10 protein-coding genes are annotated in these 11,639 nt (G+C 64.3%); 5 read left to right on the plus strand and 5 right to left on the minus strand.

Annotated features, from left to right (window positions below):
• Window positions 1-70: 70 nt before the first annotated feature.
• Window positions 71-1,432, minus strand: a complete 1,362-nt coding sequence (locus tag IF809_RS04005; protein WP_462836890.1) for a cytochrome P450 — start codon at window positions 1,430-1,432, stop codon at window positions 71-73.
• A gap of 160 nt (window positions 1,433-1,592) precedes the next feature.
• Complete coding sequence (locus tag IF809_RS04010) at window positions 1,593-2,834, minus strand: LLM class flavin-dependent oxidoreductase (RefSeq protein WP_453981077.1); 1,242 nt, start codon at window positions 2,832-2,834, stop codon at window positions 1,593-1,595.
• Window positions 2,835-3,064: 230 nt separating this feature from the next.
• On the opposite strand from IF809_RS04010, the gene IF809_RS04015 reads away from it, so the two are divergent.
• Window positions 3,065-4,477 (plus strand): MFS transporter, encoded by a 1,413-nt coding sequence (locus tag IF809_RS04015; protein WP_462836891.1) that lies wholly within the window; start codon window positions 3,065-3,067, stop codon window positions 4,475-4,477.
• A gap of 142 nt (window positions 4,478-4,619) precedes the next feature.
• Window positions 4,620-5,768 (plus strand): extracellular catalytic domain type 1 short-chain-length polyhydroxyalkanoate depolymerase, encoded by a 1,149-nt coding sequence (locus tag IF809_RS04020; protein ID WP_462836892.1) that lies wholly within the window; start codon window positions 4,620-4,622, stop codon window positions 5,766-5,768.
• 2 nt (window positions 5,769-5,770) lie between these two features.
• Here the strand turns inward: IF809_RS04020 and IF809_RS04025 are convergent, their stop codons facing one another.
• Entirely contained in the window at window positions 5,771-6,073 is a 303-nt protein-coding gene (locus IF809_RS04025) for a hypothetical protein (RefSeq protein WP_244659401.1), read from the minus strand.
• A gap of 128 nt (window positions 6,074-6,201) precedes the next feature.
• Here IF809_RS04025 and IF809_RS04030 point away from each other — a divergent pair, with 128 nt between their 5' ends.
• A complete protein-coding gene (locus tag IF809_RS04030) occupies window positions 6,202-6,567 on the plus strand; it encodes a winged helix-turn-helix transcriptional regulator (RefSeq protein WP_128969040.1) in 366 nt (121 codons plus the stop codon).
• Window positions 6,568-6,571: 4 nt separating this feature from the next.
• Here the strand turns inward: IF809_RS04030 and IF809_RS04035 are convergent, their stop codons facing one another.
• Window positions 6,572-7,240, minus strand: coding sequence for an MBL fold metallo-hydrolase (locus IF809_RS04035; RefSeq protein WP_128969039.1), 669 nt, complete (start codon window positions 7,238-7,240; stop codon window positions 6,572-6,574).
• 161 nt (window positions 7,241-7,401) lie between these two features.
• Between IF809_RS04035 and IF809_RS04040 the strand changes: the two genes are divergently transcribed.
• Window positions 7,402-9,000: an alpha-amylase family glycosyl hydrolase gene (locus IF809_RS04040; RefSeq protein ID WP_462836893.1), complete on the plus strand. Its 1,599-nt coding sequence runs from the start codon at window positions 7,402-7,404 to the stop codon at window positions 8,998-9,000.
• 145 nt (window positions 9,001-9,145) lie between these two features.
• Here IF809_RS04040 and IF809_RS04045 read toward each other — a convergent pair whose 3' ends face one another.
• The gene (locus IF809_RS04045; RefSeq protein ID WP_128969037.1) at window positions 9,146-10,846 is read right to left on the minus strand and encodes an alpha-amylase family protein; all 1,701 of its coding nucleotides are present in this window, start codon (window positions 10,844-10,846) and stop codon (window positions 9,146-9,148) included.
• 265 nt (window positions 10,847-11,111) lie between these two features.
• On the opposite strand from IF809_RS04045, the gene IF809_RS04050 reads away from it, so the two are divergent.
• Window positions 11,112-11,600 carry an MmcB family DNA repair protein gene (locus IF809_RS04050; RefSeq protein ID WP_128969036.1) on the plus strand — a complete coding sequence of 163 codons (489 nt, stop codon included), beginning with the start codon at window positions 11,112-11,114 and terminating at the stop codon, window positions 11,598-11,600.
• Window positions 11,601-11,639 lie beyond the last annotated feature (39 nt).

The raw sequence follows: 11,639 nt of genomic DNA on the forward strand, positions 1-11,639 counted from the left end.
TTACCGCGGACACGAAAGGGGTGGGTTACGCCAGCGGGCTGCGTACCGCGCAGCCGCGTGCTAGCCCACCCTACGAGATCGCCTTCACGCGCACCCGCAACCCATCCTTCGGTTTCGGGATCGGCCACATCTGCCAGTCCGGCTTATAGCCAGGCTCCAGCGACACCTCGACGTTCTGCAGGAAGTGCCGCGCGAAACATTTCGCCTGCATGTAGGCGAAATGCAGGCCGAGGCACATATGCGCCCCGCCGCCGAACGGGACCCAGGCGAAGCGATGCCGATTGCGCTGGGCCTCTTCGGTGAAGCGCAGGGGATCGAAGCGATCCGGTTCCGGCCAGATGTCTTTCATATGGTGCGTGTAGAGCGGATTGACCCCGACCGAGGTGCCGGCCGGAATGTCGAATCCCCTGAAGGAGAAGTCGCGCACCGCGCGACGCGGCATGGATGGCACCGGCGGCTTGATCCGCAGCGCCTCCTTGAAAGCCATCTCCGTCATCGGCAGCTTGTCGAGATCGTCGAAGCTCGTCGGCGCATCGGCCGAAAGGCCAAGCGCAAAGACTTCGTCGCGCAGCTTCTGCTGCCAGTCGGGATGCGCCGCGAGCTCGCCGACGAAGGACGTCAGCGACGAGGTCAGCGTGTCGTGTGCGGCCATCATCAGGAAGCTCATGTGGTCGATGATGTCCTGGTCGGACAAAGGCGTGCCGTTCTCATGGGTGGCGCGGCACAGATGCGAAAACAGATCGTCGCCGCCGTGGTTGCCGCGCCGCAACGGTATCTGCTCGCGGAAGTATGCGATAATGCGTTTGCGTCCCTTCACCCCTCTGGCCATCTGCGTGCCGGGTAGCGGGCGGCGGATCGGGGCGACCGCGGCCGCCACCATGTCGACGAAGGCGCGGTTGATCTCATCGACCTCCGGCCCGATGTCGGCGCCGAGAAAGGACGTCGCGGCGAGATCGAGCGTGAGCTGCTTCATCGCCGGGTAAAGCTGCATCTCGCCGGGGTTCGCCTTCCACTGCGCGACGCGCGCTGAGATGCCGCGATCGAGATTGCTGAGATAGGATTTCATCGGCCCGGACTTGAACGCGACCGACAGCGCCTTGCGATGCAGCCGGTGCTCGTCGAAATCGAGCAGCATCAGGCCGCGCGGGAATAGGCGTCCGAGCACCGGGTTCCAGCCATGCTCGGACGAGAACTGCTTCTGCTGGTCGAACATTACGAGTTCGTTGGCCTCGGGCCCGAGCAGCACGACGCTGGTCTCGCCGAAGACATGGGTGCGATAGACCGGCCCGTATTTCCGCCCGTTCGCCTCGATATGGCCCTTGGGGTCGGCCAGCACCTGCAGGGTCTTGCCGATGATCGGCCAACCCTCGTCTCCCGGAATGTGCTTCAGCTGATTGCGCTTGGGCGGCGTCGGCCCAGCCTGCATCGACATGGGGTTGCTCCGATTGGCAGTCGCTTCCGATATAGCACAATCCAGGCACGGTGGGTGCGGCGGTTGTCTTGCGCGCGAAGCGTCGTGCATACCGTTGTCGTCCCGGACCTACGGGCGCTTTTGGTGCGCTGGTCCGGGACGACGCGATCCGGCTTGCCCGCTATCCCCGCTGCTTCGCCGCTTCCTTCTGCAGATCCGGCGCGTTCACGGCGGGAATGGCGACGCGGCCGGGGCCGGTCACCTTCAGCGCCTCGGCGGCTTTCTCATTCTCCATGATCTTCGCCATCACGGCCTGGCCCGCACGCTCGAAGATCGCGCGGTTCTCGATGACGAATTTCTGCGACCTGCGCAGGCCGTCAATGTAGCCGTTGATCTCAGGCACGACGTAGCGCGCCACCATGTCCCAGCTCCGGCGGGTCGCTTCCGGATTGGCCCAGTCGTGCACGAAACCGATGATGGCCCCGACGCCGCCGGACACCTCCATGACGTTCTTGATGGTTTTGACGAGATCGTCGGGTGTGCCGATGGTGGATGCGGCACCTTCGACGAAGGCCGTCTTGTCGACGGCTTCGTCCGGCGAGGAGAATGCGGTCAGGCCCGGACGCTGCAGCGTGCCGACATTATACTCGTTGTGCCAGCGCATCAGTCCGGCGCCCGCTTCCTTGCGGGCCTGCTCGCGGGTCTCGGCGATGTGGAAGGTCAGGAGCACGCGCCAGTCGGCGCGGTCGACCTTCGTGCCGTGCTTCTTGGCGGCATCCTCCGCGAACTGCCATTGCTGCCGCAGCGACATCAAGCCCTGCGTCGTCATCGAGCCCAGCGAGATGATGCCGATGCCGTATTTGCCGGCGAGCGTCATGCCCGATGGCGAGATCTGCGAGGCCACCACGAACGGCATCTCCTCTTGCAGCGGCAGTATCTGCAGCGCCGCGTCATTCATGGTGAACCAGTCGCTCTTTGCGGTGACACGCTCGCCGTTGAAGAGGCGGCGGATCACGGCGATCGCCTCGTCCTGGCGATCGCGCTGCGTCATCGGGTCGATGCCGAGCGTGTGCGCGTCGGAGGCCAGCGCGCCGGGGCCGGAGCCGAAGATGGCACGGCCGCCGGTCATGTGGTCGAGCTGCACCATGCGCTGGGCAACGTTGAAGGGATGGTGATAAGGGAGCGACACCACGCCGGTGCCGAGCTTGATCCGCTTTGTGCGCTCGCCGGCGGCGGCCAGGAACATCTCGGGCGAAGCGATCATCTCCCAGCCGGACGAATGATGCTCGCCACACCAGAACTCGTCATAGCCGAGCGCATCGAGCTGCTCGACCAGGTCGAGATCGCGCCGGAACTGGAGCATCGGATGCTCCCCGATCGGGTGATGCGGGGCAAGGAAGGCTCCGAACTTCAGGCGCGCCATGGCGTTCTCTCCGGCTGTCTTTTTGTTTGTTGAGAGGGTGAGGCTACGTGCTGCCCGACGCGAACGCAATCGCGCGATGTCCCGCACGGCGGAATGCAGGCATGCGCGCTTTCTCCCTCTCCCCGCACGCGGGAAGAGGCGAACGGCGCCCGAATCTGACCTTGGAGGTAATCGCGCCGCCGCGCGCGGTCTGAAATCGTCGGGCCGCGATTATCCCGGGGACCGCGCCGATGCATCAAATCGTCACAAAACCTGTCGATTCGACCCGCCGCTGGTGGGTGCTGGCGATCGTTGTCGCCGCGCAGTTCATGTTCGGCGTCGATGCGTTCGTCGTCAACGTCGCCATTCCCACCATCGCGATCGAGCTGAAGGCGACGCCTGCGCAGATCGAGTCCGTCATCGCGATCTATCTGATCGCGTATGCCACGCTGGTCGTCACCGGCGGCCGTCTCGGCGACATCCACGGCACCAAGAACGTGTTTCTCGCCGGCGTGGCCGGCTTTACGGTGACGTCGCTGTGGTGCGGTCTCGCGCAATCCGGGACCGAGTTGATCGTTGCCCGTCTGGCGCAGGGCGCGACCGCGGCGCTGATGGTGCCACAGGTGCTGGCGACGCTGCATCTGCTTTTCACCGACGAAGCGCGCAGCCGCGCCTTCGGCATCTACGGCATCGTGCTGGGGCTTGCGGGCGCCGCGGGCTTTCTGCTCGGCGGTCTCTTGGTCACGATCGACCTCGCCCACACCGGCTGGCGCGCGGTGTTCTTCGTCAACGTGCCCTGCGGCCTCGTCATTGCGATGGCGGCCTGGCGCATCATGCCGACGGTGCCGCGGCGACCGGCCACCAAGCTCGACATCAAGGGCAGCCTGGTTCTGTTCGCCGGATTGTTGTGCCTGATCGGCCCGCTGCTGTTCGGCCACGATTTCGGCCGGGCGCCGTGGCTGTGGGCCGTGATGGCAGGCGGCGGTGCGATCCTGTTCGCATTCGTGCGGCTCGAACGCGCCGTGGCGCGCATCGGCGGCATGCCGCTGATCGATCTGACGCTGCTCTCGGATGCCGCGTTCCTGCGCGGGCTCGGCGCCGCCTTCTTTTTCTTCGTCGCCAATCTCTCGTTCTACCTGGTGATGACGCTGTTCATGCAGCGGGGCTTGAAGATTGCGCCGCTCGCCGCGGGACTCGCCTTCGTTCCGCTCGCGCTCGCTTTCGTCGTGGCCTCGCGCCACAGCGCCGCGCGCGCGAAGCATCGCGGCACCAAGGTGTTGATCGAAGGCTGCGCGCTGCAGATCGCGGGCCTCGCCGCGCTTGCGGTTGCTGCAATTGACGTCGATGCGCCGACGCCGCTCATGCTCGCCGTTGTCATGATCGTCTTCGGCTACGGCCAGGGCCTCGTGATGGCGCCGCTGTCGGCGGCGGTGCTCTCGACCGTGAAGCCGGTCGCGGCCGGTTCGGCCTCCGGCATGTATGGCACCATTGCGCAGATCGGAAATGCGGCCGGAGTGGCCGCAATCGGCGCGGTGTTCTTCGCTGTCGAATCGCTGCAATCAGCGCGCGCAGGATTCCTCGTCTCGCTCGCGCTGTTTGCGGCGTTAATCATGATCTGCGCCGCATTCCTGTCATGGATGCGTCGCGTATCTGCGCGAAGTTGAGGCAGTGCGGTTAATACGTGCGGATTCCTGCGGGATTCTGCGCGCTTTCGAGCTGATCGGCAGCACACGGTCTTTTCATTTTGCACTGCAGCAACTATCTGGTCTGGGTAAACGTTGAAAGCCGCCCACCCAGGAATTTGCCGTGCCGCTTGCCCGTAATGTCGATCTCTTGAGACGCTTGCCAAAGCTGGATGGCCTGCGCCTGCCCGACTTCGGCGCGAGCGCCGGTGCCTCCAGCCCGCTGCAGGAGGTCACCGGCTTCGGCGACAATCCAGGAGCCTTGCGCATGTTCGCGTTCGTGCCGGCGCAAATGCAGAAGCCGCACGCGCTCGTGGTCGTGCTGCATGGCTGCGGCCAGACCGCCGCGACGTACGATCTCGGCGCGGGCTGGTCGACGCTGGCACGTCACTACGGTTTTGCGCTTCTCATGCCCGAGCAGCAGCGCATCAACAACGCCAACACCTGCTTCAACTGGTTCAACCCCGAGGACACCGCGCGCGACAGCGGCGAGGCGCGATCGATCCGCGAGATGATCGCGCATATGGTCGAGGCGCATCGCATCGATCCCGGGCGTATCTTCATCACCGGCCTTTCCGCCGGCGGCGGCATGACTTCGGTGATGCTCGCGACCTATCCCGAAGTGTTCGCGGCCGGTGCGGTGATTGCCGGATTGCCCTACGGCATCGCCTCGAACCTGCGCGAAGCGCTGGACGGCATGTTCCATTCCCCTGAGAGGCCCGAGCGCGAGCTCGGCGATTTCGTGCGGCGGGCCTCGAACCATCGCGGGCCCTGGCCGAAGATTTCGGTGTGGCACGGCAGCGCCGATCGCACCGTCAACCCCGGCAATGCCAACGAGATCGTCAAGCAGTGGCTCGATCTGCATGATCTGCCGGCGACGCCGATGGCCGAGACCAATGTCGACGGCTATCCGCGCCAGGCCTGGTGGAACAAGGACGGCGAGACGCTGGTCGAGTCCTACGCCATCACAGGCATGGCCCATGGCACGCCGCTTGGACTTGCCGACAATGACCAGCGCTACGGCGTCGAAGGCGCGTTTCTGATCGAGGCCGGCATTTCGTCGTCCTACCACATCGCGAAGTTCTTCGGCCTCACGGGGTGGATCCAGGATGCGAAGAAGGCGGAGGCAAAGCCGACGCCCGCGCCGCATCTCGCCCGCACGATCCGGACGAAGGTCGCAGAAGACAAGGCCGAGCCGAACCGCGAGCCTCGCGGCTTCGATCTCGGCCAGATCATCACCCGCGCGCTGACCGCCGCCGGCTTGATGAAGTAGGTTCAAGCCGTCGTGTCGATCATCTCGATCGGCGTCGCCGTGACTTCGCCGCCGGAGACTTGCCGGGTCATCGCGGAATAGTGCTTGAAGAAGTCGCGGGATTGCAGCGTCTTCTGCGCGTCCTCGTCGGCGACGCTGGCGAGGTGGAAATAGTTTTTGTCGTCGCGGTTCTTCAGGACGCGATAGCCGATCCGCCCCTTCAATTCCGGATCGGCGTCGATCGCCTTGATGAAGCGGCCGATCTCGCGGTGCCACTCTTCCGCCGCGCCGTTCTTGAACTGGTACTTGATCATGAAGTGCTTCATGTGACGCTCCCTGTTCGTCATGTGCACCATCATCTGCGGCCTGTGCGCCGTCCTGCAAGTACGGACAAAATTGATAGTATGGACTTTTTCAACGCTGCTCCTATCCTTCCTTCCCGGGAGGAGACGACATGGCAAGAGCTTCCGCACGTGCCTGCCCGGTCGCAGCGTTCCAGAAGATGATCAGCGGCAAGTACAAGCTGCGCATCGTCTGGGACTTGAAGGACGGCCCGCGCCGCTATGGCGAGATCCGCAGCGGCCTATTGCGCGGCGCGACCGGCAGCGCCGAGATCACCCCGCGCGTGCTCAGCCGCGAGTTGAAGGCGCTGACCGCGAGCGGTCTGATCGATCGCAAGGATTTCGGCGAGGTCCCGCCCAAGGTCGAATATCGCCTCACCCGCAAGGGCAAGAGTTTCGTGCCTGTGGTGGCGGCCATCCGCGAATGGGGCGAGCGTAACCTGAGCGAGACGGCGGCGCTGGCAGACGCCGCCGAATAAACCCTCACATCTCGCCGGTGATGAACGGGTTGGTCATCCGCTCCTGGCCGATGCTCGAGCCGGCGCCGTGGCCGCAGATGAAGCCGACATCGTCGCCGAGCGGCAGCAGCTTGGTCTTGATCGAGTTGATCAGCGTGGCGTGACTGCCGCCGGGCAGGTCGGTGCGCCCGACCGAGCCCGCGAACAGCACGTCGCCGACATGGGCAAAGCGCAAATCGCCGTTGAAGAACACCACGCTGCCCGGCGAGTGACCGGGGCAATGCAGGATGTCGAAGGTCAATCCGCCGATCGACACGCTGTCGCCTTCCTCGAGCCAGCGGTCGGGCGCGAAATTGCGCAACCCCGTCATGCCGAAGCGCGCGCCGCTCTCCACGACGGCGTCGAGCAGGAATTTGTCGGCGAGGTGCGGGCCCTCGATCGGCACCTTCAGCGCGTCGCGCAGATCGGCCGCGCCACCGACGTGGTCGATGTGGCCGTGGGTCAGCCAGATCTTCTCCACGGTGACGCCGGTCTGCTTGATGGCCTCCAGGATTTTCGGCACGTCCCCGCCGGGATCGATCACCACGGCCTTCTTCGAAGGCTCGTCCCAGATGATGGTGCAGTTCTGCTCGAACAGCGTCACCGGGACGATGATCGCGCCGGCCTTGGCTTGAGTTTCATTTTGCTCGGTCATGGGCGCCACAATGCCGATTTTTGCCATGTCGCCAAGCAAAAGATTCGCGCGAGAGGCCGGGGAACAGGTCACACGGCCGTCCCAATTGGCTCGCCAATCTGAACCGGGGCGGTGCTTCTGCGTTCTCCCGCGCGAGAGGCAGTCTTTGGAAGGTGTCCGGCATGGCTCAGAGCGGCGAAAACTGGTGGCGCGACGGAATCTTCTACCAGATCTATCCACGCTCCTTTCAGGACTCGAACGGCGACGGCGTCGGCGATCTCGCCGGCATCCTTAGACGGCTGCCTTATGTGAAATCGCTCGGCGTCGATGCGATCTGGCTGTCACCCATCTTCCCTTCGCCGATGGCCGATTTCGGCTACGACATCTCCGACTATACAGGCATCGAGCCGCTGTTCGGCACCATGGCGGATTTCGATGCGCTGCTGGCGGCGGCGCATGAAAACGGATTGAAGCTGATCCTCGATCTGGTGCCCAACCACACCTCCGACCAGCATCCCTGGTTCATCGAGAGCCGCTCCTCGCGCGACAATGCCAGACGCGACTGGTACATCTGGCGCGACCCCGCACCCGGCGGCGGTGTGCCGAACAACTGGCTGTCGGAATTTGGCGGCAGCGCGTGGGCTTTCGACGAGGCCACCGGGCAGTATTATTATCACGCCTTCCTCACCCAGCAGCCGGACCTCAACTGGCGCAATCCGCAGGTGCGCGCCGCGATCTACGACGTGATGCGGTTCTGGCTGGAGAAGGGCGTCGACGGCTTTCGCGTCGACGTGATCTGGCACCTGATCAAGGATGCCGAATTCCGCGACAACCCGCCCAATCCGCATTACGTAGAGGGCCGGCCGCCGAACGAAAAGATCCTCACTCAATATTCCACCGACCAACCCGAAGTGCACGATGTCATCGCCGAGATGCGGCGCGTCACGGATTCCTACGATGCGCGCGTGCTGATCGGGGAGATCTATCTGCCGCTGCATCGCCTGATGGCCTATTACGGCAACGATCTCACCGGCGCGCAGATGCCGTTCAATTTCGCGCTGCTCTCGACATTCTGGAGCGCGCGTTCGATCGAGAAGATCATCGAGGACTACGAAAAGGCGCTCCCCAGGGGCGCCTGGCCGAACTGGGTGCTCGGCAATCACGATCGCCCGCGCGTGGCGAGCCGCGTCGGGCCCGAGCAGGCCCGAGTCGCCGCCATGCTGCTGCTGACCTTGCGCGGCACGCCGACGCTCTATTACGGCGACGAGATCGGCATGCATCAGCTCGCGATCGCGCCGGACGATGTCCGCGATCCCTTCGAGAAGAACGTGCCCGGCATCGGCGTCGGGCGTGACGGCTGCCGCACGCCGATGCAGTGGGACGGCTCGCGGTTCGCCGGCTTCTCGGAGGCCAAGCCGTGGTTGCCGCTGCCGGAAGATCATGTCCGCGAGAACGTCGTCAATCTCAACGCCGACATGCGCTCGATCCTGAGCCTCTACAAGCGCCTGATCGCGTTGCGCAAGACCTGTCCGCCGCTGGTGTCAGGCGACTATCATCCGGTCGCCGCGCAGGGCGATCTGCTGGTCTATCGCCGCGAAGCCCAGGGCAGGGCGGTCGTCATCGTACTCAATCTCGGTCCCGAGCCGATTGCGGTGACCACCAGCGCGATCCGATTCGGCAGCGAGATCCTGCTGTCGACCTTTCTGGATCGCGAGGGCGAGCGGCTGGAGGGCGTGCTGGATCTGCGCGGCAACGAGGGCGTGGTGGTGGTGCCTGCCTAGCCGCCGTCCCTGCAAGGGCGAAGAGGTGGCCGACACTGTTCCCCCGTCATTGCGAGCGCAGCGAAGCAATCCAGACTGCTGCCACTTGGCTGCGCTCGCAATGACGATCGCTGAAGCAGCGGAGTGAAGGAGAGCGTCTCGGCAGTCATCCCGGATGCTTCTTTCCCTTCACCCTCGCCCCATCCACATCACTCCGCTTCAGCAGATAATCCAGCCCTCCCACCCGGTACCACCGGTACCCGTACGGCTCCATCACCACGCGGTGCTGACCGCGTTTGTCGGCGTGGCTGTGGTCTTCCGCGAGCAGATTGATCAGATGCGCGCCGGCGTCGCCCGGCAGGCCCGCCGAGAACGCGATCTCGCGCGGCTTCTCGTCGAGATTATGCACGAACAGCACCGAATTGTTGCGCCAGTCATAGCGGATGATGAACACGGCGGGATCGCGCGTCGGGATCACGGTGAAGTCGCCCCAGCCGACTTCCGGCACCTCCTTGCGCATGCGGATGATGCGTTCGGTCCAGTTCAGCATGGAGTTGGGATCGCGCCGCTGCTTGGCGACGTTGACGTGCGGATAGCCGTAGGGCCCCTCGTCGATCACGGGGATCGCCGGCCTGTCGCTCTTGGTGAAGCCGCCATGCGGCTCGGTCGACCATTGCATCGGTGTCCGTGCGCAGTTGCGTTCGGGCAGCGAGAGATCGTCGCCCATCGCGATCTCGTCACCATAGCGGATCACAGGCGTCCCCGGCAGCGTGCACATCAGGCTGTAGGCGAGCTCGAGCCGCCGGCGGTCGCCACCGAGCATCGGTGCAAGGCGGCGGCGGATGCCACGATCGTAGAGCTGCATGTCCTTGTCGGGACCGAAGCATTTGAACACGGTGTCGCGCTGCGCCTTGGTGAGTCGTCCGAGGTCCAGCTCGTCATGATTGCGCAGGAACAGGCCCCATTGCGCCGAGGCCGGGCGCGGCTTGGTTGCCTTCAGCGCCTTCGCCAGCGGGCGCGAGTCGCTCGACGCCAGCGCATAGAACAGATGCTGGTTGGCCTGGAAGTTGAACATCATGTGCATGCGGTCGGCGTCCTTGCCGAAATATTCCATGTCGGTGTCGGGCAGCACATTGGCTTCGGCAAGGATGATGGCATCGCCTTCCCGCCATTGCAGGAATTCGCGGAAGGTGCGCAGCATGTCGTACTGCTCGACCGGCTTTTTCACCTTCGCGCCCTTGGTCGCAATCACGAAGGGTACAGCGTCCATGCGGAAGCCGGAGACGCCGAGCTGGATCCAGAAGCCCATGATCTTCAGGATCTCGGCCTGCACGCGCGGATTGGACGTGTTGAGGTCGGGCTGGAAATCGTAAAAGCGGTGGAAGTAGTAGGCGCCGGCTTCCTTGTCGCGCGTCCAGGTCGATTTCTGCACGCCGGGAAACACCATGCCCTTGTTGGCGTTGGCAGGCTTCTTGTCCGACCAGACATACCAGTCGCGATAGGGTGAGTTCTTGTCGCGGCGAGCCTCCTTGAACCAGGGATGCTGGTCGGAGGTGTGGTTGACGACGAGGTCGATGATGACGCGGATGCCGCGCTGCTTGCAGCCATGGGTGAACTCGACGAAATCGCCGAGCGTGCCGTAACGGGGGTCGACGCTGTAGTAATCGGCGACGTCGTAACCGTCGTCGCGGCCCGGCGAGGTCTGGAACGGCATCAGCCAGATCGTGGTGATGCCGAGACCGTGCAGATAGTCGAGCCGACGTTGCAGCCCCTTGAAATCGCCGATTCCGTCGCCGTTGGCATCCATATAGGTGCCGACCGACAGGCAATAGATGATGGCGTTCTTGTACCAGAGATCGTCGATCATGCGCGCGCAGCCTCGATGCTCCCGCCGAGGGGTGCGGCGGCTGCGTGATAAGTGATTGGGGAAGGGGAGGTTCCGCCTCCTGGCTGTCGTCCCGGGGCGCGACGAAGTCGCGAGCCCCGGACCCATAACCACAGGATCAGGTTTGACGATGACTCGGAGTTACCCGCTTCGTCCCACACCCCTCCCTGTGGTTATGGATTCCGGGCTCGCGCCAAGTGGCGTGCCCCGGAATGACGGAGTGGATGGAATCGGCTAATCTCCCGTCATGGACAACACCGCCCGCATCACCCTCGTTCCACCACCCGACCGCCGCCAATCCGAAACGGCGCTCGCGGTCGCGCGCGGTACGGCGCGGCTGTTGCGTTCGCTCGGCTTTTCCTGCCTCAGCGAATTGCCGCTGCCGTCGGGCCGGCGTGCCGATCTCGTGGCGTTGAACGAGCGCGGCGAAATCTGGATCGTCGAGATCAAATCATCGGTGGAAGATCTGCGCGCCGACCAGAAATGGCACGAATACCGCGCCCATTGCGACCGGCTGTTCTTCGCCTTCACACAGGACCTGCCCTGCGAGATCTTTCCTGAAGATACCGGCCTGATCATCGCAGACGCCTATGGTGCGCACATGCATTGCGAAGCGCCCGAGCACAAGATCGCTGCGGCGACGCGCAAGCAGATGACGGTGCGGTTTGCGATGGCCGCAGCGCTGCGCATCAACCGCCTGGTCGACCCGCAAGGGCACGCGGATTTTTGGGATTAGCGGCGGTCGCTTTGCTCAACCGTCATTGCGAGGAGCCCT

Source organism: Bradyrhizobium sp. UFLA06-24 (assembly GCF_054967145.1).